General features: G+C 70.4%; 20 protein-coding genes. 7 read left to right on the forward strand and 13 right to left on the reverse strand.

Annotation, left to right across the window (positions count from 1 at the left end; all coding sequences use genetic code 11):
* Positions 1 to 12: 12 nt before the first annotated feature.
* Positions 13 to 441 (reverse strand): large conductance mechanosensitive channel protein MscL, encoded by a 429-nt coding sequence (mscL, locus tag K9D25_RS02490; RefSeq protein WP_244378929.1) that lies wholly within the window; start codon positions 439 to 441, stop codon positions 13 to 15.
* 169 nt (positions 442 to 610) lie between these two features.
* Here mscL and K9D25_RS02495 point away from each other — a divergent pair, with 169 nt between their 5' ends.
* On the forward strand, positions 611 to 4,150 hold the full coding sequence (locus K9D25_RS02495) for a PAS domain-containing hybrid sensor histidine kinase/response regulator (protein WP_244378931.1): 3,540 nt from the start codon (positions 611 to 613) through the stop codon (positions 4,148 to 4,150).
* Between the two features lie 12 nt (positions 4,151 to 4,162).
* On the opposite strand, the gene K9D25_RS02500 is transcribed toward K9D25_RS02495, so the two are convergent.
* The 3 genes from K9D25_RS02500 to K9D25_RS02510 form a co-directional block, all read right to left on the reverse strand.
* Positions 4,163 to 4,513 (reverse strand): DUF3088 domain-containing protein, encoded by a 351-nt coding sequence (locus K9D25_RS02500; RefSeq protein ID WP_244378933.1) that lies wholly within the window; start codon positions 4,511 to 4,513, stop codon positions 4,163 to 4,165.
* 5 nt (positions 4,514 to 4,518) lie between these two features.
* A complete protein-coding gene (locus K9D25_RS02505) occupies positions 4,519 to 5,196 on the reverse strand; it encodes a response regulator transcription factor (RefSeq protein ID WP_244378935.1) in 678 nt (225 codons plus the stop codon).
* Positions 5,197 to 5,335: 139 nt separating this feature from the next.
* Positions 5,336 to 5,800: a secondary thiamine-phosphate synthase enzyme YjbQ gene (locus K9D25_RS02510; RefSeq protein WP_244378937.1), complete on the reverse strand. Its 465-nt coding sequence runs from the start codon at positions 5,798 to 5,800 to the stop codon at positions 5,336 to 5,338.
* 129 nt (positions 5,801 to 5,929) lie between these two features.
* Between K9D25_RS02510 and K9D25_RS02515 the strand changes: the two genes are divergently transcribed.
* A complete protein-coding gene (locus K9D25_RS02515; RefSeq protein ID WP_432207933.1) occupies positions 5,930 to 6,913 on the forward strand; it encodes an alpha/beta hydrolase in 984 nt (327 codons plus the stop codon).
* Between the two features lie 16 nt (positions 6,914 to 6,929).
* On the opposite strand, the gene K9D25_RS02520 is transcribed toward K9D25_RS02515, so the two are convergent.
* The 3 genes from K9D25_RS02520 to K9D25_RS02530 form a co-directional block, all read right to left on the reverse strand.
* Positions 6,930 to 7,478 carry a hypothetical protein gene (locus K9D25_RS02520; protein ID WP_244378941.1) on the reverse strand — a complete coding sequence of 183 codons (549 nt, stop codon included), beginning with the start codon at positions 7,476 to 7,478 and terminating at the stop codon, positions 6,930 to 6,932.
* A gap of 34 nt (positions 7,479 to 7,512) precedes the next feature.
* Positions 7,513 to 8,127 (reverse strand): 2-hydroxychromene-2-carboxylate isomerase, encoded by a 615-nt coding sequence (locus K9D25_RS02525; protein ID WP_244378943.1) that lies wholly within the window; start codon positions 8,125 to 8,127, stop codon positions 7,513 to 7,515.
* A 150-nt stretch (positions 8,128 to 8,277) separates the two neighbouring features.
* Positions 8,278 to 8,709 carry a MerR family transcriptional regulator gene (locus K9D25_RS02530; protein ID WP_244378945.1) on the reverse strand — a complete coding sequence of 144 codons (432 nt, stop codon included), beginning with the start codon at positions 8,707 to 8,709 and terminating at the stop codon, positions 8,278 to 8,280.
* Between the two features lie 410 nt (positions 8,710 to 9,119).
* Between K9D25_RS02530 and K9D25_RS02535 the strand changes: the two genes are divergently transcribed.
* Positions 9,120 to 11,453, forward strand: coding sequence for a hypothetical protein (locus K9D25_RS02535; protein ID WP_244378947.1), 2,334 nt, complete (start codon positions 9,120 to 9,122; stop codon positions 11,451 to 11,453).
* A gap of 13 nt (positions 11,454 to 11,466) precedes the next feature.
* On the opposite strand, the gene pdeM is transcribed toward K9D25_RS02535, so the two are convergent.
* From pdeM to K9D25_RS02550, 3 genes are read right to left on the reverse strand one after another with little or no spacing between them, the layout of a single operon-like run.
* On the reverse strand, positions 11,467 to 12,132 hold the full coding sequence (gene pdeM / locus K9D25_RS02540) for a ligase-associated DNA damage response endonuclease PdeM (RefSeq protein WP_244450771.1): 666 nt from the start codon (positions 12,130 to 12,132) through the stop codon (positions 11,467 to 11,469).
* A 46-nt stretch (positions 12,133 to 12,178) separates the two neighbouring features.
* Positions 12,179 to 14,686: a ligase-associated DNA damage response DEXH box helicase gene (locus K9D25_RS02545; protein ID WP_244378949.1), complete on the reverse strand. Its 2,508-nt coding sequence runs from the start codon at positions 14,684 to 14,686 to the stop codon at positions 12,179 to 12,181.
* A gap of 47 nt (positions 14,687 to 14,733) precedes the next feature.
* A complete protein-coding gene (locus tag K9D25_RS02550; RefSeq protein ID WP_244378951.1) occupies positions 14,734 to 15,660 on the reverse strand; it encodes a methyltransferase domain-containing protein in 927 nt (308 codons plus the stop codon).
* A gap of 49 nt (positions 15,661 to 15,709) precedes the next feature.
* On the opposite strand from K9D25_RS02550, the gene K9D25_RS02555 reads away from it, so the two are divergent.
* From K9D25_RS02555 to K9D25_RS02570, 4 genes are read left to right on the forward strand one after another with little or no spacing between them, the layout of a single operon-like run.
* Positions 15,710 to 16,789 (forward strand): ligase-associated DNA damage response exonuclease, encoded by a 1,080-nt coding sequence (locus K9D25_RS02555; RefSeq protein WP_244378953.1) that lies wholly within the window; start codon positions 15,710 to 15,712, stop codon positions 16,787 to 16,789.
* Positions 16,786 to 18,483 carry a cisplatin damage response ATP-dependent DNA ligase gene (locus tag K9D25_RS02560; RefSeq protein ID WP_244378955.1) on the forward strand — a complete coding sequence of 566 codons (1,698 nt, stop codon included), beginning with the start codon at positions 16,786 to 16,788 and terminating at the stop codon, positions 18,481 to 18,483. Before K9D25_RS02555 ends, K9D25_RS02560 begins: the two co-directional genes overlap by 4 nt.
* 3 nt (positions 18,484 to 18,486) lie before the next feature.
* Entirely contained in the window at positions 18,487 to 18,756 is a 270-nt protein-coding gene (locus K9D25_RS02565) for a DUF6460 domain-containing protein (RefSeq protein WP_244378957.1), read from the forward strand.
* Positions 18,757 to 18,760: 4 nt separating this feature from the next.
* Complete coding sequence (locus K9D25_RS02570) at positions 18,761 to 20,095, forward strand: MATE family efflux transporter (protein WP_244378959.1); 1,335 nt, start codon at positions 18,761 to 18,763, stop codon at positions 20,093 to 20,095.
* A 369-nt stretch (positions 20,096 to 20,464) separates the two neighbouring features.
* Here K9D25_RS02570 and K9D25_RS02575 read toward each other — a convergent pair whose 3' ends face one another.
* The 3 genes from K9D25_RS02575 to K9D25_RS02585 are packed head-to-tail and all read right to left on the reverse strand — an operon-like array spanning position 20,465 to position 23,419.
* Positions 20,465 to 21,556: a quinone-dependent dihydroorotate dehydrogenase gene (locus K9D25_RS02575; protein WP_244378961.1), complete on the reverse strand. Its 1,092-nt coding sequence runs from the start codon at positions 21,554 to 21,556 to the stop codon at positions 20,465 to 20,467.
* A 3-nt stretch (positions 21,557 to 21,559) separates the two neighbouring features.
* Complete coding sequence (locus K9D25_RS02580) at positions 21,560 to 21,922, reverse strand: DUF952 domain-containing protein (protein ID WP_244378963.1); 363 nt, start codon at positions 21,920 to 21,922, stop codon at positions 21,560 to 21,562.
* A 33-nt stretch (positions 21,923 to 21,955) separates the two neighbouring features.
* The gene (locus K9D25_RS02585) at positions 21,956 to 23,419 is read right to left on the reverse strand and encodes a pyridoxal phosphate-dependent decarboxylase family protein (RefSeq protein WP_244378965.1); all 1,464 of its coding nucleotides are present in this window, start codon (positions 23,417 to 23,419) and stop codon (positions 21,956 to 21,958) included.
* Between the last annotated feature and the right edge of the window lie 64 nt (positions 23,420 to 23,483).

The following is a 23,483-nucleotide window of genomic DNA, read 5'->3' on the forward strand; positions in this document are numbered from 1 at the left end:
CCGGCGGGCGGGTCAGACCTTCTTTGCCAGAAGATCGCGGATTTCGGTGAGCAGCACCTCTTCCTTGGTGGGCGGTGCGGGCGCCGGCGGCTCCTTGGCGGCGTTGCGGCGCAGCCGGTTGATGCCCTTCACCACCAGGAACAGGATCCAGGCGATGATGAGGAAATTGATCACTACGGTGAGGAAGTGGCCATAGGCGAACACCGCGCCCTGCTCGCGCGCGGCGGCGAGCGAGGTGGCGGTGACATTGGGGGAGAGCCCGACGAAATAGTTGGAGAAGTCGAGGCCGCCGAACACCGCGCCGACCACCGGCATGAACAGGTCGGTGACGATGGACGAGACGATCTGCCCGAAGGCGGCGCCGATGATCACGCCGATGGCGAGATCGACCACATTGCCCTTCACCGCGAATTCGCGGAATTCGGTGAGAACCTTGCTCATGCGACCTCCGATGCACTGCCGAGCGACCGTGCCACTGTGATACGCGCCGCTGGTCCCGGCAACCCTTGCGGCACCCCCATGCGGTGGACAGGCGCCGCCGCGCCCCATCTTGCCGGCGCGGGCGGGCGCGGCGCATAAAGACGAAGGCCCCTCGCCGCCGGGAGAGTGCATGCTTCAGGCATGGTCGATCATTGCCGTCGCGCTCGTCTATATCGGCTTCCTCTTCGCCGTGGCGAGCTTCGGCGACCGGCGCCTGCCGCGGCGCGGACGCGAGGGGCGGCCCTATATCTATTCGCTCTCTCTGGCGGTCTATTGCACGTCGTGGACCTTCTTCGGCTCGGTGGGCCTTGCCACCACCCAGGGCATCAACTTCCTCACCATCTATATCGGCCCGATCCTGGTCTTCGCGATGGGCACGCCGTTCCTGCTGCGGCTGGTGCGGCTCGCCAAGGGGCAGAACATCACCTCGATCGCCGATTTCGTCGCCGCCCGCTATGGCAAAAGCCAGGGCGTGGCGGCGCTGGTGGCGGGCGTCGCCATTGTCGGCTCGCTGCCCTACATCGCGCTGCAGCTGAAGGCCGTGTCCGCCGCCCTGCTCGCCATGCTCGGCGATTTCGACGGGCTGGGGCTGCATTACCCGCTGGTGGGCGATCTCGCGCTCACCGTCGCGGTGGCGATGGCGGTGTTCGCGGTGCTGTTCGGCACCCGCCACATCGACGCCACCGAGCATCAGGAAGGGCTGATGCTGGCGGTGGCGACAGAATCCATCGTCAAGCTGGTGAGCTTTCTCGCGGTCGGCCTGTTCGTGGTCTTCGGTATGTTCGCCGGCCCGTGGGACCTGTTCGACAAGGCGGCCGAGAAGGGCGTGCTGCCGGTGCTGACCGACGGCTTCAGTCTCGGCAGCTGGGCGGCGATGACCCTGCTCTCGGCGCTCGCCATCCTGCTGCTGCCGCGCCAGTTCCATGTCGCGGTGGTGGAGAACACCTCGGAAAGCGAGATCCGCACCGCCCGCTGGCTGTTCCCGCTCTATCTCGTGCTGATCAACCTGTTCGTCATCCCCATTGCGGTGGCCGGTCTCGTCGCCTTTCCGCCCGGCTTCATCGATGGCGACATGTATGTCGTCACCCTGCCGCTCTCGGCCGGGGCGCAGCTCATGTCGCTGGTGGCCTTTGTCGGCGGGCTTTCCGCCGCCACCGCCATGGTGATCGTCGAGACGGTGGCGCTCGCCGTCATGGTGTCGAACGACATCTTCATGCCGCTGATGGTGCGCGGCCGCCGGCTGCGCGACGGCGACGAGGCGGGGCGCGCGGGGGCCGCGCCGGAGCATGTGGACATGGGCCACCGCCTGCTCACCGTGCGCCGCATCGCCATCTTCGCCATCCTGCTGCTGGCCTATCTCTATTACCGCGTCACCGGCGAGGCGCAGCTGGCGCAGATCGGCCTGTTGTCCTTCGCCGCCGTCGCCCAGTTCGGGCCGGCGCTGCTGATCGGCCTCGTCTGGCGGCGCGGCACCGGGCTCGGCGCGCTGGCCGGCATCGCCGCCGGCATCGCGCTCTGGGCCTACACGCTGCTGCTGCCCAATCTGGTCGATGCCGGCCTGTTCAGCCCGGCGCTGGTGAGCGAGGGGCCGATGGGCCTCGCCTTCCTGCGGCCGCAGGCGCTGCTCGGCGTGCAGGCGAGCCCGCTGGTGCATGGCGTGCTGTGGAGCCTCACGGTCAATGTGCTGGTTTTCTTCGCCGCCTCCATGATCCGCCGGCCGACGCCGATCGAGCGGCTGCAGGCCAGCGTGTTCGTGCAGAGCGAGCACGCGCCCTCCGCCCCGAGCTTCCGGCTGTGGCGCTCGCCGGTGACGGTGGGCGAACTCATCGCCACCGTCGCCCGCTATCTCGGCGAGGAGCGCACGCGCGCCTCGTTCGAGAGCGTGGCGGCGATGCGCGGCGTGTCGCTGGAGCCGGGCCGCGAGGCGGATTTCCAGCTCATCCGCTATGCCGAGCACCTGCTCGCCTCGGCCATCGGCGCCGCTTCCTCGCGGCTCGTGCTGTCGCTGATGCTGCGCAAGCGCACCGTTTCCACCAAGGCGGCGCTGAAGCTGCTCGACGACGCCTCCGCCGCCATCCAGTACAACCGCGAAATCCTGCAGACCGCGCTCGACCATGTGCGCCAGGGCATCGCGGTGTTCGACCGCGACCTGCGGCTCGTCACCTGGAACCGCCAATTCGGCGAGATGCTGGACCTGCCGCCGGAAATCCTGCGCATCGGCGTCGGGATCGACCAGATCATCCGCTTCAACGCCGTCGCCGGCCAGTTCGGCCCCGGCCCGGTGGAGGAGATCGTGCGCGAGAAGCTCTCGCGCTATGCCCGGCGCAATGTCGCCTTCCAGGAACGGCTCGCCCCGCGCGGGGTGGTGATGGAGGTGCGCGTCAGCACCATGCCGGATGGCGGGGTGGTGGTGACCTTCACCGACATCACCCCCAGCGTGGAAGCCGCCGAGGCGCTGGAGCGCGCCAATGAGACGCTGGAGCGGCGGGTGCGCGAGCGCACCAAGGCGCTGGAGAACCTCAACGCCCAGCTGGCGCAGGCGAAATCCGAGGCGGACGAGGCCAACATCTCCAAGACCCGCTTCCTCGCCGCCGCCAGCCACGACATTCTGCAGCCGCTGAACGCCGCCCGGCTCTACGCCACCAGCCTGGTCGAGCGCGCCGAGGGCGGCGACGATGCCCGCCTCGCCCGCAATGTCGATGCCTCGCTGGAAGCGGTGGAGGAAATTCTCGGCGCCCTGCTCGACATTTCCCGCCTCGACGCCGGCGCCCACAAGCCGGAATTCGCCGCGCTGCGCCTCGATGAGATCTTCCGCCAGCTCGACGTCGAATTCGCCCCGATGGCGACCGAGAAGGGGCTGCGCCTCACCTTCGTGCCGAGTTCGGCCGCCGTGCGTTCGGACCGGCGGCTGCTGCGCCGGCTGCTGCAGAACCTCGTTTCCAACGCCATCAAATACACGCCGCGCGGCCGGGTGCTGGTGGGCGTGCGCCGGCGGCGCGGAAAGCTACGCATCGAGGTGCTGGACACCGGTGTCGGCGTGCCGCAGGCCAAGCAGAAGATCATCTTCAAGGAGTTCCAGCGCCTCGACGAAGGCGCGCGGGTGGCGCGCGGGCTGGGTCTCGGCCTGTCCATCGTCGAGCGCATCGCCCGCGTGCTCGGCCACAGCATCACCCTGGCTTCCGTGCCCGGCAAGGGCTCGGTGTTCTCCGTCGAACTGCCGGCCGCCCCGGCCCTGCCCGCCCGCGAGACGCCTTCACCGCGCGCGGCGGCGCCGCTGGCGACGCTTCAGGGCCTCAGCGTGCTGTGCATCGACAACGACCCCGCCATTCTCGACGGCATGGAGACGCTGCTGCATGGCTGGGGCTGCGAGGTGTTGAAAGCGCCGGGCGTCGAGGTGGCGCTCGCCATGCTGCGCGAGCGGCGGGCCCCGCCCGACGTGCTGCTGATCGACTATCATCTCGATGCCGGCGACGGCATCGAGGCGACCAAGAAACTGCGCTGGAAGCTCGGCCAGAGCCTGCCGGCCGTGCTGATCACCGCCGACCGCTCCAAGCGCGTGCGCGACGGAGCGAAGGCGACGGAGATGGAAGTGCTGAACAAGCCGGTGCGCCCGGCGGCGCTGCGGGCTCTCCTCGCCCAGTGCCGCGCCGCGCGGGCGGCGGCGGAGTGAAGAACGCCCGTCTCAGGGATGCGGATCGGGAAAGCCGTGCCTCTCGCTCAACGCCGCGAGAATTCCATCCTTGTCGGCGATGAAGCCCCGCCCTTCATGACGGCCCGTCTCATGGGCCGAGGTCGCGCCAGGAGCCAGCAAGAGCAGCGGGAGCGACTGGTGCGCCTCGCCGACGATGCGAATGAGCGCCTGCCGAGGTCTTACCCAGTCGATCCGCTCGACAGCGACGCAAGCGGCGAGATCGGGAAAGGAGGCGAGCACGCCCTCGATCAGGGCACAGTGCCAGCAATAGAATGTCTGCCCGGGATAGGCCGGATCGGCAAAGCCGGGCCGCAGCAGAAAGAGCGTATCCCGCGCGGTCATGGCGCTCACCCCGCCGGCTGCGAACCCTGCGCCCAGGTGCCGCCCTCGATCTTCGAGGCCGCGATCACCGCCTGGGTGCGGCTCTCGACCCCCAACTTCTGCAGGATGGCGGAGACATGCGCCTTCACCGTCGCCTCGGAGACGCCGAGCTCATAGGCGATCTGCTTGTTGAGCAGGCCTTCGGACAGCATCATCAGCACCCGCACCTGCTGCGGGGTCAGCGTGGCGAGGCGGGCGACGAGGGCCTGCGTCTCCTTGTCGGAACCGCCGGAGAGATCGACATCGCGCGGCGTCCAGGTGCGGCCCTCCAGCACGGCGGCGATGGCCTCGCGCATGGTCTCGGCCGCGCTGGTCTTCGGGATGAAGCCGGAGGCGCCGAATTCCATGCAGTTGCGGATGACGCCGGCTTCCTCATTGGCGGACACCACCACGACCGGAATGCCGGGATATTGCGCGCGCAAATACATCAGCCCGGAAAAGCCGCGCACCCCGGGCATGGTGAGATCGAGCAGGATCAGGTCGAGGTCGCTCTCGCGCTCCAGCAGCGCCTGAAGATCCTCGAAGCCGCCGGCCTCGAACAGTTCCGCCTCGGGAAACTGGCGGGACAGCGCCTCGCGCAGCGCGCCCCGGAACAGCGGGTGATCGTCGGCGATCACCAGCCGGAAACTCGTCGTCCTATCCACGCGCAGCGGCCCCCTCCACCTGCACCGACCCGTTCTCGCCGCGGGCCCGTGCCGCGATCATGGTGCGGACGGACCGCCACCGCAAGCCACGCCGCCGGCGGGCCCGCTGCGGGCCTGACCGCCGGTCGTTACGCGACCTTTAGTGGGCCTCGCCGACAAAGGCCACAACCAATTCGCGCCGGTGCGCCCGCACCCGGTGCTCGACGAGATACAGCCCCTGCCAGGTGCCGAGCGCCATCCGCCCGCCAAGAACCGGCACGGCGAGATGCACCCCGGTGAGCACGGCCTTGATATGGGCGGGCATGTCGTCCGGCCCTTCGAGATCGTGAACCCATCCCGCATGCTCCGGCGCCAGCCGTTCCAGCGCGGTGAGCAGGTCCGTCTTCACATCCGGGTCGGCATTTTCCTGCAAGGTGAGAGACGCGGAGGTGTGGCGGCAGAACACCGACACCTCGCCCTCGCCGGCGCCGATCTCGGCGAGGAAGGCCGCCACCGGCGCGGTGATCTCAATAAAACCCCGCCCCGGCGTGTCGACGGTGAGAAGGGTGGTGAACCGCCGCGTCACCGCGCTTTCGCGCACCTCGCCCTGACGGATCCGCGCCATCGGCATGCCTCCTGCCCCCTTGCGCGCTGGACGTCGCGCGCCAGCTAGGCTTGGATAGACCCGATCAGCCCCTGATGACAGGTCCTTCGCCACCCCCGATCTTCGGAGTGTCGCTTGCCTATGAGTTCGATGCCTTCCCCGGCGCCCGCGCGCGCTGCCGCCCCGCTGGTGGTTGATCCCGCCCTGTTTGACTCCTCGGCCATCGCCCCGGACACGCGGGCGGTGAACGCCAGCATCATCAAGGCGCTCGGCGCCGTGCCGGACCGCTGGGTTTTTCCCATGGCCATGCTGCGCAAGCTGCGGCTGGAGGGAAAGGGCCCGTTCCCGCTCTCGCCGGAAAGCCCCTATGCCAAGGCGATCGAGATCGAGGGCCCGCGCGGCCCCATCCCGCTGCGCATCCTCACCCCGCCAACGCCGGCCAGGGGCGTGTATCTGCATCTTCATGGCGGCGGCTGGTGCCTCGGCTCGGCGCGCGAGAATGACGGGCTCAACCACCGCTTCGTCGAACGCACCGGCTTCGCCGTGGTCTCGGTCGATTACCGGCTGGCGCCGGAGCACCCCTATCCCGCCGGCCCGGACGATTGCGAGGCTGCCGCGCTGTGGCTGCTGCGCGAGGGGCCGGCGCGGTTCGGCACCGACCGCTTCGCCATTGGCGGGGAATCCGCCGGGGCCAATCTCTCGGTGGCGACATTGCTGCGCCTGCGTGACCGGCACGGGCTCACCCCGTTCCGCGCGGCCAATCTCAATGCCGGCGCCTATGATCTCGGCCTAACGCCGAGCGCCCGCAACTGGGGCGACGAGCCGCTGGTGCTGAACACGCGCGATATCAACGTCTTCGTCGGCCACTATCTGCGCGAGGGCGGCGACGTCGCCGCGTCGGACATCTCGCCACTGCATGCCGACCTCAAGGGCCTGCCGCCGGCGCTGTTCACCATCGGCACGCGCGACGCGCTGCTGGACGACACGCTGTTCATGGCGCCGCGCTGGCTCGCCGCCGGAAATGGCGCGGAGCTCGCCGTCTATCCCGGCGGCTGCCATGTCTTTGTCGGCTTCCCCGGCTCGCTGGCCGACCAGGCGCTTGCGCGCATCCACGCCTTTATCGGCACCTGCTGACCGTAGCGACGGGGCTCTACAGTCCCTCGCCCTTCGGCGGCGGGGGCGCGCCATCCGGCGGCAGGTCCTTGCGCAGGCGCTCGATCATCTCGACGAAGCGGCGGAAGGCGTGCTCAGCTAGATCGACCGCCTGGTCGAGCTTCTGGCGCGCCTCCCCCGGCAGGTCCTCGGGCGAGGCGGAAGGCGGCGCATCCTTCGGGGGCGTCGCCTCCGGTGGCGCCATGATGTCGGGAACGCCCGCACCGCCGGCAGCGGCCCGCTTCTCCAGCGCCGCGAGCCGCGCCTGCAGCCGGCCGATCTCCGCTTCCAGCGCCGCCCGGTCATCGGGCACCGCCTCGCAGCTCCAGCCACCGGCACGGGCGGCACAGAACGACATTGCCCCGGTGCGGGTGTCGAGCCGCATCAGCCCGCCCTCCACCGGCTGCATGGTGAAGCCGGTCGCCTCCGCCGGGGGAGCCCCCGCACCCGGCCCCGGCTGCGCCTGCGCCCCTGCCGCCAGCAGGACCGCGCCGACGATGAGGCCCCCGCGGCCAAGGCGTGTCGTCATTTCCGTGCTCAGCCGCATGCTCGGCCTCCTTCGCCTGATGCGGGCGTGCGTGTTACGGCGTGAACGGCGCCCGCCCGCTCGACAACGCCGCGTCGAGGAGTTCGATCCGGTCCTGGCCCCAGAACACCTCGCCATCCAGCACATAGGCGGGCGAGCCGAAAACGTCCGCCTCGATGGCGGCATCGTGATTGGCCTGGTAGATGGTGGCGGTGCGGTCCTGCGAGGCGGCGTCAAGCAGCTCCGACGGCAGGCCGAGGTCCGCCAGCACGGTGGCGAGCGTCGCGGCATCGGCGAGGTTCTCCTCGCGCTGCCACACCCCGGACATCAGCCGCTGCGCCAGCGGGCCGACATCATGCCCGGCGATCTGCGCGGCGATGATCAGCCGGTCGGCCGGCTTCGGATCGAACGGCCAGTGCGCCGGCTTGACATGGAGGTCGACGCCCCGCGCCTCGCGCCAGCGCTTCAGCTCGACCAGACGGTAACGCTGGCGGGCGGGGTGGCGCTTGGCGAGCGGCAGCCCGCCGGTCTCGGCGAACAGATCGCCAAGCTGCACTGGGCGGAAATTCACCCGCACCCCATGGCGTTGCGCCAGATCGAGACAGCGGGCATGGCCGATGAAGGCCCAGGGGCTGATGACGGAGAAATAATAGTCGATGGAACGCGACATGGCGGCACTCGGCTGAACGGGGTGATCCGGACCTTGCCGCCCACGCTAACCGATTTTTGCCGTCCGTGGGCACGCCCCACCCGGCGCCGCACCGAAAAGCAAACGGCGCCCACCGGGGCGCCGTTCAGATCGGGTCTGAGGAAGAAGGCGTCAGGCCGCGCTGCGGGTGGCGAAGGCGGCGACCATCTGGCGCAGCTCGCCAATGGCTTCCTCGATCTCCACCTTCTGCTGCTCCAGCAGGCCAAGCTGCTCGGTGCACTTCTCGGCGGTGAGGGCGAGGCCGCCGGCCGGCACGGCGCTGCCTTCGCGCAGCGCGACCATGGCCTTGATCTCGGCGAGGGTGAAGCCGAGCTTCTTGCCCTTCAGAATGATGGCGAGGCGCGAGCGCTCGGCGGCGCTGTAGAGGCGGGTAAGACCCTCGCGGCGCGGCGCCAGCAGGCCCTTGTCCTCATAGAAGCGCAGCGCGCGCAGCGTCACGCCGAATTCGCGGGCGAGGTCGCCAATGGTGAAAAAACCGGCTTCGCCCGACGTGGTGTGGGCGACGTCGAGGGTGCGTTCGGCCTCGTAGGAGGTGAAATCCATCTGGGCAGCTCCGGGGGGAAGGGATGGGTCACGCGTCAGCGCTGTTGACCCACTGTCGCAGAGAGGTTGCCGCAAGGGGAGAAAGTCACACCCTCCGTTAGGGAAACTTACTGTTAAATAAGAACCCAAACCCTTGTTTCTATTGATGTATATTGAATGCCTCGGCCATCTGTCCGTCGGGGGTAAAGCGCGGGAGAAGGCCGGCGCGAGCCGCGAGAACGCCCGGCAAGGGGCGCTGCGGTAACCGGAATCGACCGGTCCGGCCCCCTTGGAAAGCCGGGAAAGGCGCGATCGCCGTCCCCGTCATTAACCAGCCCTTTACCAAGATTCGTAACAGTTGCGGCAGGCAGCCTTCCGCGGTCGCCGCGATGATTCCTGCCGCCAATCGTGCCGGACGACGGAGACCCCAGGTGAGGCAAGAGGCCCCTTCGACGACCGGAACGATCGCCCCGGAGGCGTGGCGCGCCCTGGACGAGGCGGCCCGCCGGGACGGCCTTCCGCTCGACCAATGGCTGCGCGCCCAGCTCATGGGTCCGGCCGCCGGGGTCACACCGCCGGGGCTGGAGAGCCTGAATAATCTCGCCGAGCTGCGCCGCCGCATCGAGGAACTCGCTGGCCAGATCGGCCGCATCGAGGCCGCCGCTCCCGCCCAACCTATGGCCATCGAACCGCAGCCCGTCGAGATACCCGCGCCGCGCGAGGCCGTCGCCGCTGCGGCAATGTCCTCCAACGACCGTCTCGCCGCCGCCATGCGCGAAATCGACCATCGTCTGGCAGCGTTGCAGCTTTCGCGCCGCCGCGCCGCGACCCCGGAAGCCGCCCCCAGCCCCGCCGCCATCGAGGCCGCCGTGGCCGAGATCGCCGCGCGCCAGAGCGAGCTCGACCGCGACATCACCCCGCGCCGGCCCCTCGCGGCGTCCCCCGCCCGACGCGCGGCTGATACGCCGATGCCGGAGTCCGCTGACGCGCCGGCGCTTGAAAGCCCGATGCCGGAAGCCCCCGCACGCCCGGCGCCGCCGCGCGACCTGTTCGGCGCCGGCGTGGCGCGCGAAACCGTGCCCCCGCCTGCGCCTCCCGCGCCGCTGCCGTCCGAGGCGCTCGCCGCGCTGCAGGAAGAACTTGCCGGCCTGCGGCAGTCCATCGCCGGCCTTGCCCCGCGCCACTCGGTCGACGAATTGCAGCGCGTGGTCGCGCTGCTGGTCGAGCGGGTGGAGCGCTCCGAAACGCGCGACGAAAGCCTGCGCGCCAGTCTCGCCGCGCTGCGCGAGATGATCGGCGGGCTGCGCCTGCCGGAGCCGCCGGAGGTCCTGCTCGGACGTCTCGCGGCGCTGGAACGCAAGATCGACATCGTCAACGCCAAGGTGGTGGACGGGGCGACCGTCGCCCGGCTGCAGGCGCAGATCGGCGAAATCCGCGACCTGCAGGCCCGCGCCCTCTCCTCGGATTCGCTGCGGCTGCTGGCCGAGCAGGTGTCGCTGCTCGCCACCCGCGTGGCGGAAATGGCCGCCAGCGAGAACGAGACCATCTCGGCGGCCTTCGGCGCGCTGGAACGGCGGCTCGACACGCTCTCCGAGACGAGGACCGCGCCGGCCGCCGTGCCGCTCGATGATGTGCTCGCCCGTCTCGACGCCATCCGGGCCGATCTCGCCAGCACGCGCGGCGAGATGCCCGCCGGTCTGGAAGCCCTGTTCACCCGCATGTCCGAACGGCTGGACCAGATCGCCCCGCCGGTCGATGACGGGCCGCGCTTCGAGGCGCTCGGCCGGCAGATCGAAGCGCTGGCGCAGCGCGTCGGGTCCGGCGGCAGCGCGTTGGCCGGCGACCTCGCCAGCCAGCTTTCCGGTCAGCTCGCCGGCCAGTTCGCGGTCCAGCTCGCCGGCATCGAGCGCGCGGTCAACGACCTGTTCATCCAGATGGAGGAAACGCGGGCCAGCCTGCTCGCCGCCTCCCAGCCACGCCCGCCCGCCGGCCCTAGCGGCGATCCCGAAACCATCACCGCCCTCATTCGCCGCGAGATCGCCGCGCTGGAGAGCCGGCGCAGCACCGAGAAATCGGCGGAGCGCGCCTCCGTCACGGCGGCGGCGGAAGCCGCAGTCGCGGCCGAACTCGCCAGCCTCGCCGCCCCCTCGCCGCCGGCGACGCCCGAAACTGCGACGCCGGAGCCGGAAGCGAGCGCCCCCGCCCCCGTCCCCACGCCTGCCGAAGTCGTGTTCACGCCGGCTCCGGCCTCGATCCCGAAAGCCTTCGAGCCGCAGCTGATGCGCGCCGCGCTGGAAGCGCTCAGCCGCACCGCGGCCGCCACCCGCCGCACACCCGCGGCGTCTCCGACGCAAGCCGAAGCCGAAGCCGCGCCGGCGCCTCTCCCGCCGGTGGCGGCGAACGACGCTGCCACCAGCCGGGCGACCCTGATCGCGCAGGCCCGCCGCGCCGCCAGCCCGACGGAACGGCCGGCCGCGCCCCGGCCCGCCCCCGCCGCACCGGCGGAGCCGCGCCGCCATATCGGCGCCCGCCCGGCCCCGGCGCCCGGCCGCTGGCTGGCGCGCATCCGCGCCATGCTGGTGATCGCGGTGTGCGGCTCGGCGTTGGCCTATGGGTCCTGGCAGCTTTTGGCGCAGATGCGGCAGGAGCAGCTGCGCGCCGCCGGCCCTGCCACCGTGCCGGGCCCGGAGGACATCACCGGCTCGGTCGGCAAGGGCGCCCCGCGCGCCCCCGCCCCGCCGTCCAATCTCATCTTCTCGCGCTGAAAGCTCGCGCCGGTCAGCGGTCCGGCAGGCAGGCGTGGTGGGCGATGCGGTAGGTGCGCGCGGCACCGACGAGATGCGCGTCATAGGCCCCGCCGAACAGGTCCGCCACCGCCGCATCGCGTATGTTCAGCCCGCCGGCATAGGCGCCGAGCGCGGGCAGAACGAGCCGCCTTCCATCGGTGGCGAAGCAGCGCCGGCGCAGGCTGCGCCCACGCACCACCACCCGCGCGACGGGATGGAAATGCCCGGCGATCTCCCCCTCATCCGCGCCAGCTTCGGGCTCATGGCGGAATGTGAGCGGACCCACGCGCAGCTCGTCGGCACTGTCGCCGGCGAGGCCCGGCATCGGCGCGGGATCGTGATTGCCGGCGATCCACATGAGATCGCGCCCGCGCGCGAGTTCCGCGAGGCTGGCGCGCTCGTCCGGGCCGAGCCGGTCCGCGCCGCCACGATCGTGAAAACTGTCGCCCAGCGCCACCACCACGCGCGGGCGCCGGCGCGCGACGAGACGGGCCAGCAGGTCGAGCGTCGCCCGGCTGTCATAGGGCGGCAGCGGCACGCCGCGCACGGCGAAGGCGGAACCCTTTTCCAGATGCAGGTCGGCGACGATCAGCATCCGCTCGGCGGGCCACCACAGCGCCCCGGCGGCGTCGAGCACCAGCGTCGCGCCGGCCAGCATCACCGCCGTGCCGTCCGGCACTGCGTCCTGCACCGCCGGCTGTGCCTCAACCGCTTCCCTCGCCTGCACCGTCCATCGCCTCCCGGATCAGTTCGTCCTCGGCCTCGGCCAGCAGCGCCTCCGACGCCCCGCCCGCCACCATTTCCCGGCCGATCTCCAGCATGACCGGCACGGCCAGCGGCGAGACCCGCGACAGGGCGACATGGTCGATTCGGCCTCTGATACGGGCGAGCATGTCCGAGAGCCGGCGAATGTCCAACAGGCCCGTCGCTGCATCCGCCCGCGCCGCGCGCAGCAGCACATGGCCCGGCTCATGCCGGCGCAGCACGTCATAGACGAGATCGGTGGACATGGTCACCTGGCGGGAATTCTTCTCCCTGCCGGGGAAGCGCCGCTCGATCAGCCCGGCAATAACAGCGCATTGGCGGAAGGTGCGCTTCATCAGCGCCGATTCCGCCAGCCATTCCTCCAGATCGTCGCCGAGCATGTCGGCGTCGAACAGCGCATCGAGCGACAACCGCCCCTGGGCGATGGCCAGCGACATGTCGCGCACGCCATAGATCACCAGCGCGTAGTCATTGGCCATGAAGCCGAGCGGGTGCAGCCCGGCGCGGTCGAGCCGGCGGGTCAGCAGCATGCCGAGCGTCTGGTGGGCGAGCCTTCCCTCGAACGGATAGGCGACGAGATGGTAGCGGTCGCCGCGCGGAAAGGTCTCGACCAGCAGGTCTTCCCGCCCCGGCAGGCGGGAGCGCAGCTTCTGCAACTCCAGCCAGTCGCGCACCTGGCCGGGCAGGCTCGCCCAGCGCGCCGGCTCGGAGAGCAGCGCCCGCACCCGCGCGGCGAGGAAGGTGGAAAGCGGGAACTTGCCGCCGGCATAGGAGGGAACGCGCGGCTCCTTGGCGCTGGAGCGGGCGACGCGGACCTCGTTCTCCACGATGGTGAGATATTCCAGCACCTCGCCCGCGAAGACGAAGGTGTCGCCGGGGCTCATCGTCTCGACGAAATACTCCTCCACCTCGCCCAGCACCCGCCCGCCATAGCGCGATTTGGCGCTGGCGAGGCGCACTTTCAGCGTGGTGGATTCGACGATGGTACCGACATTGAGCCGGTATTGCTGCGCCACCTGCGGGTTGGCGACGCGCCAGCTTCCGTCCTTCCTCTGGCGGATGCGGGCGAAGCGCTCATAGGCGCGCAGCGCATAGCCACCATTGGCGTTGAAGCCGACCACATCGTCGAAATCGGCGCGCGCGAGGTCGGCATAGGGCTCGGCGGAGGTGATTTCCGCGTAGAGATCGTCGGCCTCGAACGGCCCGGCGCAGGCCATGCCGAGCACATGCTGCGCCAGCACGTCGAGCGCGCCGGAGCGCACCACCGCGCTGTCCTGCGCCCCCGCCCGCACCGCCTCCAGCGCGGCCCGGCATTCCAGCACCTCGAAGCGGTTGGCCGGCACGAGAACGGCGCGGCTCGGCTCGTCCAGCCGGTGATTGGCGCGGCCGATGCGCTGCATGAGGCGCGAGGAGCCCTTCGGCGCGCCGACATTGACCACAAGGTCCACCGCGCCCCAATCGATGCCGAGATCGAGCGAGGAGGTGCAGACCACCGCCTTCAGCTTGCCCTCGCCCATCGCCGCCTCGACCCGCCGGCGCTGCGACACGTCGAGCGAGCCGTGATGCAGGGCGATCGGCAAATTGGCGTCGTTGATGTGCCACAGCTCCTGGAACAGCAGTTCCGCCTGCATGCGGGTGTTGACGAAAACGAGCGTCGTCGTGTGCCGCTCGATCAGGCGGTAAATCTCTTTCAGCGAATGGCGCGCCGTGTGCCCGGCCCAGGGCACATGGGCGGCGCTGTCGAGCATGGAAAGATCCGGCGCCGCGCCGCGATCGGCAATCACCAGCTCGCCCATCTCCGCGTTACCGCGCTGCGGCACCAGCCAGCGGCGCAGCGTGTCGGGGTCGGCCACGGTGGCGGAGAGGCCCACCGTCTGCACGCCGGGGGCGAGGCGACGCAGCCGGGCAAGTCCGAGGCTCAGCAGATCGCCGCGCTTGGAGCCGACGAGCGCGTGCAATTCGTCCAGCACGACGCGCTTGAGGTCGGCGAACAGCGGCTCGGCGTCGGCGGAGGCGAGCAGCAGGGCGATCTGCTCCGGCGTGGTGAGCAGGATGTCGGGCGGGTCGCGGCGCTGGCGCTGGCGGCGCGAGGCGGGCGTGTCGCCGGTGCGGGTCTCGATGCGGACGGCCAAGCCCATTTCCTGCGCCGGCCGTTCCAGATTGCGGGCGACATCGACGGCGAGCGCCTTCAGCGGCGAGATGTAGAGCGTGTGCAGGCCGAGCGGGCGCGGATTGTTGCGCGCCGCCGGCCGACCGGCGAGTTCGACGAGGCTCGGCAGGAAGCCGGCCAGCGTCTTGCCCGCGCCGGTGGGGGCGATGAGCAGGGTGGAGCGGCCCTCCCGCGCCTGCGCCAGCAGTTCCAGCTGATGCGCGCGCGGCGCCCAGCCCCTGCCGGCAAACCAGCGTCGGAACGGCTCGGGCAGGAGATCGTCGGGCGCGGCATCCATGATCGTCACCGCGAGAAGCTAGTGACTTGGGCGGGAATTGCGAGCCCTCACCCCTCGCGCAGCGCCAGCACGAGGAGGCCGGCGACCGGCTGCTCCTTTTCCTTGCGCACCGACACCGGATCGAGGGTGAGCGGCACGAGCCCCGCGGCGACGAGTTCGGCCCGCACATAGTCCGCCGCATGGGCGAAGCGCAGCGTGTCGCGCAGCAGGACGCCCTCACCGCCATGGGTCTCGGTGGTGAAGGCGAGCAGCCCGCCCGGCTCCAGCACCCGCCGGCTCTCGGTGAGAATGGGGGTGAGGTCGTCGAGATAGCAGAAGGCGTCGCCGGCGAAGATCAAATCCACCTCGCGCGCCGGGCGCGCCGCGAGGAAGGCGACCATCTCGCCGGCGGCGAGCGTATCATAGACCTTCCGCCGCCGCGCATGGGCGACCATGTTGGGCGAGAGGTCCACACCCTCCATCGTGCCGATGCGGTCGACCAGCCGGGCACCGACCAGCCCGGTGCCACAGCCGAGATCGAGCCCATGGGCGAAGGCGAAAGGGCGCGCCAGCCTTTCGCAGACCTGCGCCAGCCCCGCTTCGATCACCTCCGGCCCGCGATAGTCGAGCCGCGCCAGCGCCGCGTCGAAGCGGTCGGCATATTGGTCGAACAGCGCGCGCACATAGGCCGGGCTCATGCCCGCCACCTCGCCCTCCAGCCGGGCGAGGCGCAGCGTGGCGCCGAGCGTGTCGGCGGGATCGAGCGCCCGCGCCTGCGCGAAGGCCTCGCCCGCCCCCGGCGCGTCGCCCGCCGCCTCACGCGCCTCGCCGAGCAGGAACCAGCCCGGCGCATAGTGGCCGGCGCGGGCCACCGCCTCGGCGAGAAGCTCCACCGCGTCGGCGGCGTTGCCTTCCTCCATCAGCGCGCGCGCCCAGTCGATCCGGCGATCGACCGTCGGGTCGCCGGAGGAGAGAATGAGCCGGCCGTCGGCCATGGCGGGGTCTCGCGAAAAAAGAGGAGGCGCGCCCTATATAGGTTTCACGATGCGCCCGGAAGAGCTTCTCCACACCACCCCACAGGGGCTTTACTCGCCAGCCGGCGACTTCTTCATCGACCCGACGCGGCCGGTGGCGCGGGCGCTCATCACCCATGGCCATTCCGACCATGCCCGCGCCGGCCATGGCCGCGTGCTCGCGACGCGGCAGACGCTCGACATCATGGCCATCCGCTATGGCGAGGCCTTCGCCGGGGCGACCCAGGCGGCCGACTATGGCGCGCGCATCGAGGTGAACGGCGTCGGCGTCACCTTCCACCCCGCCGGGCATATTCTGGGCAGCGCGCAGATCGCGCTCGACTGGCGCGGCTGCACCATCGTCGCCTCGGGCGACTACAAGCCCGGCGCCGACCCCACCGCCCTGCCCTTCGCACCGGTGCCCTGCCATGTCTTCATCTCGGAGGCGACCTTCGGCCTGCCGGTGTTCCGCCATCCCGCTCCGGCGACGGAGATCGGCAAGCTGATGGACTCGCTGGCGCTGTTTCCCGAGCGCGCGCATCTCGTCGGCGCCTATGCGCTCGGCAAGGCGCAGCGGGTGATGGCGCTGCTGCGCGCTGCCGGCCATGACCGGCCGATCCTGCTGCACGGCGCCATGGAGAAGCTCACCGCCTATTACCGCACGCAGGGCATCGATCTCGGCGAGACCCGGCCCGCCCGCGACGCGACCCCGGCCGAGCGGGCGGGCGCCGTAGTGCTGTGCCCGCCGGGCGCGCTCACCGATGTTTGGTCGCGGCGCTTCCCCGATCCCGTCACCGCCTTCGCCTCGGGCTGGATGCGCATCCGCGCCCGTGCCCGGCAGAACGGCGTCGAGCTGCCGCTGATCCTTTCCGACCATGCGGATTGGGACGAGTTGCAGGTCGCCATCCGCGCCACCGGCTGCGAGGAGCTCTGGGTCACCCACGGGCAGGAAGACGCGCTGGTGCACTGGGCAACGGAGCAAGGGCTGCGCGCCCGGCCGCTGCACATGGTCGGCTATGGCGAGGAGGAGGGCGAGAGCGCCACGCCCGACGCCCCCGCGCCCGATGCCCCCACTACGGACGTGCCGCCGGCACCGGAGGTGGCGCCGTGAACCGTTTCGCCGCTCTGCTCGACCGCCTCGCCTATGAACCGCGCCGCAACGGCAAGATAAGGCTCATCGCCGATTATTTCCGCCACACGCCGGACCCGGAGCGCGGCTGGGCGCTGGCCGCGCTCACCGGGGCGCTGTCGTTCCGCAACGCCAAGCCCGGCCTCATCCGTCAGCTCATCGGCGAGCGCACCGACCCGGTGCTGTTCGCCCTCTCCTATGACTATGTCGGCGACCTCTCGGAGACGGTCGCGCTGATGTGGCCGGCGCCGCACGGGCTCAACGACACCGAGCCGCCGCCGCTTTCCGCCATCGTCCACGCCTTCACCCATATGGGCCGCGCCGAGATGCCGGCGGTGCTCGCCTCCCTGCTCGACCGGCTGGACGAGACCGGGCGCTGGGCGCTGTTGAAGCTCATCACCGGTGGGCTGCGCATCGGCGTGTCCGCCCGCCTCGCCAAGACCGCCGTGGCGGCGCTGGGCGAGCACGCGCCGGACGCGATCGAACTGGTCTGGCCGGGGCTGGCGCCGCCCTATGAGGAGCTATTCGCCTGGGCGGAAGGGCGCGGGCCGAAGCCGGAAACCGAGGACCCCGCCCCGTTCCGCCCGGTCATGCTCTCGCACCCGCTGGAAGAGGCGGATGTCGCCAAGCTCGACCCCGCCGATTTCCGCGCCGAATGGAAATGGGACGGCATCCGCGTGCAGGCGGCCCGTGCCGCGGGGCCGGACGGGCGGCACGTGACGCGGCTCTACAGCCGCACCGGCGAGGATATTTCCGGCGCGTTCCCCGACCTTGCCGAAGCGCTCGCCTTTGACGGCGTAATCGACGGCGAATTGCTGATCCTGCGCGAGGGGCGGGTGCAGTCCTTCAACGTGCTGCAGCAGCGGCTGAACCGCAAGGCGGTGTCGCCCAAGCTGCTGATGGAGTTCCCCGCCCATATCCGCGCCTATGACCTCCTGATGGCGGCGGGCGAGGATCTGCGCGATCTGCCCTTCGACGCCCGCCGCGCGCGGCTGGAGGCGTTGATAGAAACCCATCCCACGGAGGGACGGCTCGACCTCTCGCCGCTCGTGCCCTTCCCCACATGGGACGCGCTGACTGCGGCCCGTGCCGACCCCGCCGCCCATGGCGCGGGAGAGGACGCGGAAGCGGTGGAAGGGGTGATGCTCAAGCGCGCCGACAGCGCCTATCTGCCCGGCCGCCCCAAGGGGCCGTGGTGGAAATGGAAGCGCGACCCGCACAGCGTCGACGCGGTGCTGATGTATGCCCAGCGCGGCCATGGCAAGCGCTCCTCCTATTATTCCGACTACACTTTCGGCGTCTGGACGGAAGCGGGGGAGCTGGTGCCGGTCGGCAAGGCCTATTTCGGCTTCACCGATGCCGAGCTCATCGAGATCGACCGCTTCGTGCGCCGCAACACGGTGAACCGCTTCGGTCCGGTGCGCGAGGTGGTGCACACGCCGACGGAGGGGCTGGTGGTGGAAGTCGCCTTTGAAGGGCTGGCGCGCTCCACCCGCCACCGCTCCGGCCTCGCCATGCGCTTTCCCCGCATCGCCCGGCTGCGCTGGGACAAGCCGCCGGGCGAGGCCGACCGGCTGGAAACGCTGGAGGCGATGATCGGCGAGGACGAAAGCCACGCTCCCCGCCGGCCCAGCGCCGTGCTAGGGAAGCAGCGTTCGCCTGCCGGGGAAATGTGAGTCATGGCCGATAATCAGCTTGCCCGCTGGATGGGCGGTTCGCCCTTCTGGGTTCTCATGCGGCTCGTGCTGCTCTCGGTGGTGGTGGGCGTCATCCTCGCCGCACTGGGGCTCGACCCGCTCAACATCCTCGCCAGCCTGGAAAGCCTGGTGCGGCATCTGTTCAACTTCAGCTTCGAGGCGATCGAGCGGCTGTGGCGCTATTTCATCCTCGGCGCGGTGATCGTCGTCCCGCTCTGGCTCATCCTGCGCATCGCCAATCGCGGACGCTGATCCCGTGAGCCTCGCGGCCGCCGGCCGGGTGGAGGTCACCTCCCGGCGCTTCCTCGCCCTCGCCTTGCCGGCGACGCTGGCGCAGATGACGACGCCCATCCTGGGCCTCGTCGCCACCGGCGCCATCGGCCGGCTCGGCGACGCGACGCTGCTCGGCGCGGTGGCGGTGGGCGCGCTGCTGTTCGATTTCGCCTTTTGGATCTTCGGCTCGATCCGCATGGGCACGGCCGGCCTCACCGCCCAGGCGCTCGGGCGCGGCGAGAGCGTGGAACTGCGCGCGGTACTGATCCGCGCTTTGCTGATCTCCGCCGGTATCGGCCTCGCGCTCATCGTGCTGCACGCCCCGCTGGCCGATCTCGCCTTTCTCGCCATGGGCGCCAGCGAGGGCGTTCACGCGGCGGCGACGCTGTATTTCTCCGTGCGCATCCTTTCCGCGCCCTTCGCCATTGCCAATTTCGCCCTGCTCGGCTGGCTGGTCGGCATCGCGCGCACCGATATCGGCCTCGCCCTGCAAATCCTCATCGCCGTCGTGAATGCGGTGGCCACGGTCGCTCTGGTGCTGTGGTGGGATTTCGGCATTGCCGGCGCCGCGAGCGCCAATGTGCTGGCGGAAATCACCGGGACGGCGTTCGGCCTCATTGCCGCCGCCCGGCTGGTGGGGCGGGACTGGCGGGTGCCGTGGCGCACGGTCATCGACCGCAGCCGGCTCATCGAGACGGTGGCGGTCAATCGCGACATCATGATCCGCACCGCGCTGCTGATGAGCGTGCTGCTGTTCTTCACCGCGCAGGGGGCGCGGCAGGACGATGTGACGCTCGCCGCCAATGCGGTGCTCTACAACATCGTCATGGTCTCGGCCTTCTTCCTCGACGGTTTCTCCACTGCGGCCGAGCAGATTTGCGGCCAGAGCGTCGGCGCCAGGGACAGAGCGGGTTTCCGCCGCGCGGTGCGGCTGGTGCTGGCCTGGGGCTTCGGCTTCGCCGCGCCGGCCAGTGCGCTGCTGCTGGTGGGCGGCGGACCGCTGATCGATCTTCTGTCGGCGAACGACCAGGTGCGGGAGGTCGGCCGCGCCTTCCTGCCGCTGGCGGCGCTGACCCCGCTGCTCGGCGTCGCCGCCTTCGCCTATGACGGCATCTATGGCGGATCGACCTGGGCGCGCGACATGCGCAACATGATGTTCCCGGCGGTGGCGCTGTTCTTCCTCGCCTGGTGGCTGACCCTGCCTCTGGGCAATACCGGCCTGTGGCTGGCCTATCTCGCCTTCATCGCCGGCCGCGGCGTTTTCCTGGCATTGCGGATGCCGGCGCTGGTCAATCGAACTTTCCCGGCCAGAATTTGATATGAAGCATCCGCCAAAAAAACACGGCTAGGACGAGAGATACGGCGACAGCAATAACCATCACCGGCCATGTCCCCTTGGCCGAAATTGAAATAGCCCACAGTTGGACAATGATTTCGTCAGGCTGCTCAGTTCTCATGGCGGATTCCGTCATTGAATCACTTGAGAACAGAACAGAAGTTTAGAATGCCCTTTCGGGACCTTGAGTCAATATCGGCGAGTCGACAAAGTGGAGGAGAATGGGGATTCTATTTCTTTTCAGCGGGTTGCGGGGTGGCATGTTTTTGGTCCCCCGCCACAAGGTGCCCTCTTAGTATCTCTTAGACCTTCCTAAAATAGGGTGGCTATCAAGCCTTTGATTTCACATACTTAATCTTGCTCGACGGTTCGATTCGTTGCAATGTGCCAAGCTGCTCGTGAGCCCACGGCCTCCTTTAGGGTGTGTCCTTTGCGGACCAAGTGCTCACATAGCCCCTGCTTGATCCGCTCCACCAGCCCCAGCCCCTCGTAGACGAGAGCGGAATAGAGCTGGATGAGGCTCGCCCCGGCCTCGATCTTGGCCAGAGCGGCGGCGGGGCTGTCGATGCCGCCGACCCCGATCAACGGGAAGGCACCGTCCACCCGCACATAGGTCTCCGCCAGCATGCGGGTGGAGAGCGTGAACAGCGGCCGGCCGGAGAGGCCGCCGGTCTCGCTCTTGTGCGGCGAGCGCAGGCTGGGCGGGCGGGAAAGGGTGGTGTTGGAGACGATCAGCCCGTCGATCCGCCGCCGGCGCGCCACGCTCACCACCCCGTCGAGATGCGGCAGAGCGAGATCGGGCGCGATCTTCAGCAGCAGCGGCACGCCGGGCGCGGCCGCATCGCGCGCCTCGATCACCCGCGCCAGCAGTTCGTCGAGCGCCTTTTCCTCCTGCAGGTCGCGCAGGCCGGGGGTGTTGGGCGAGGAGACATTGGCGGTGAAATAGCTCGCCACTCCGGCGAAGGCGCGGATGCCGGCGACGTAATCGGCGGCGCGGTCGGTGCTGTCCTTGTTCGCCCCGACATTCACCCCGACAATGCCGGGCGCCCGGCGCTTTGTGCGGGCGGAAAGCCGCGCCAGCGCCGGGCCATGGCCGCCGCTGTTGAAACCGTAGCGGTTGATCACCGCCCGGTCCTCGACCAGGCGGAAATTGCGCGGGCGCGGATTGCCGGGCTGCGGGCGCGGCGTGATGGTGCCGACCTCGACAAAGCCGAAGCCGGCGCCCAGCATCGCGTCGGGCACCTCCGCCTCCTTGTCGAACCCCGCCGCCAGCCCCACCGGATTGGGAAAGGCGAGGCCGAAGGCCGACACGTTGAGGCGGGGATCGTCCACAGGCGCCGGGCGGGGCGGCAGGCAGGCAAGCGCGCGGATGGAGAGACCGTGCGCGGTCTCGGGGTCCATCAGCCGGGCGAAGGGAAGGGCGAGGTCGAGCAGGCGGCTCATCGATCAGCCCTCCAGTGCCGGGAACAGATGCCGCCCCTGCGGGCCGAGCGGCAGGTCGCGCACATAGGCTACCGCGTCGAGCGCGAGCGGGCCGTAGAGATGCGGGAACAGGTCGCCCCCGCGTGAGGGCTCCCAGCGCAGAAGATCGGGCGGGAGATGCTCCACCCGTACCGCCACCAGCAGCAGGTCGCCCTGCCCGGCGAAATGCTTCGCCGCCGTCTCCGCCACTTGGCCCGCTGTGGAGAAATGGATGAACCCGTCGGCCACATCCACCGGCGCGCCGTCGAACCGCCCGGCGGCCTCCGCCGCCTGCCACAGCGCGCGCGGCGCGATCTTGTAGATGAGCCTCGCCTGCGCCGCCGCCATGTCCGTTTCCCGCCTCGTGCCGTTCGGCCCGTCCTACAGGGCCACGGCCGCCGAGGCAACGCGGCGCCAGGCGCGGATAATGGCGTCGGCGGAGAGATGGATGTCCGCCTCGGTGGTGGAGGCGCCGATCACCGAGAGCCGCATGATCCAGCGCCCGCGCCATGCCGCGCCGGCGGCGAAGCAGGTGCCGTCTTCCTGCACCGCCGCGATGGTGGCGCGGGTCAGCGCGTCGCCTTGCGCCCCCTCCGCCGCCCCCGCCTCCGCGCCGCCGAAGCGCACCGCCACCTGGTTCAGCACCACCTCGTTCAGCACCGTCACCCCCGGCTCGGCGGCGAGACGTTCCGCCAGAAGCCGGGCCTGCGCGCAATGGCGCTCCACCATCGCGGCGATGCCGGCCCGGCCGAAATGGCGCAGCAGCGCCCAGCTGGCGAAGCCCCGGGCGCGGCGCGACAGCTCCGGCACATAATGCGAGGGGTCGCGCTCATGCTCGCTCACCGGCGGCAGATAGCTCGCCGCGATGGTCATGGCCCGGCGGTGGGCGTCGGCGTCGCGCACGATGGCATAGCCGCAGTCGAACGGCGTCTGCAGCCATTTGTGCCCGTCCGTCGCCCAGGAATCGGCCGTCTCGACACCGCCGGCGAGGTGCGCGCGCGTCGGGCAGGCGCGCGCCCACAAGCCGAAGGCGCCGTCCACATGCACCCACCCCGCCCGCGCCCGGGCGAGCGGGACCAGCCGCACATGGTCGTCGCTGGCGCCACTATGGATATGCCCGGCCTGCGTCACCACGATGAGCGGCGCGCCTGCGGGCACGGCCCGCGCCAGCAGGTCCTCGAAGGCGTCCGGCCGCATCACGCCCTCAGCATCGGCCGGCACGCGGATCAGGCTCGCCTTGCCGAAGCCGAGATAATGCAGCGCCGAGAACACGCTGGCATGGGCCTCCTCGCCGATCAGCACCCGCACCGGCGGGGCGCCGAACAGGCCCAGCGCCTCCACATCCCACCCCGCCCGGCGCAACACCTCGCCGCGCGCGGCGGCGAGGGCGACGAAACTCGCCATGGTGGCGCCGGTGACGAAGCCGACCCCGCTTTCCGCCGGCAGGCGCAGCACCTCCAGCAGCCAGCGCGCCGCCACCGTCTCGGCGGCGGCGGCGGCGGGCGCGGCAAAATGATTGGCGGTGTTCTGTCCCCAGGCGGCGGTCAGCCAGTCGGCGGCAACGCCAACCGGGTGGGAATTGCCGATCACCCAGCCGAAGAAGCGCGGCCCGGCGGAGGCGCGCAGCCCCGGCTCGGCCCGCGCCACCAGCGCGTCGAGCACGTCCGCGCCCGGCACGCCGTGCTCGGGCAGCGGGCCGTCAAAGGCAGCGAGGCAGGCGGCATAATCCTGCGCGGGCGGGTGCGCTGTGGGGTCCGCGCGGTAGGCGATGGCCCGGCGCGCCGCCGCCAGCAGCAGGGCCCCGGTCTCGTCCTGTGGCGTCTCGTCCTGTGGCGTCTCGTCCATGCGCATGCCGGCCCCTGCCCGAAAGGGCGGCCATCCTAGGCAGGGCACGCGCCCTGTCCAGCGC

Source organism: Ancylobacter polymorphus (assembly GCF_022836935.1).
Taxonomy (GTDB): Bacteria; Pseudomonadota; Alphaproteobacteria; order Rhizobiales; family Xanthobacteraceae; genus Ancylobacter; species Ancylobacter polymorphus_A.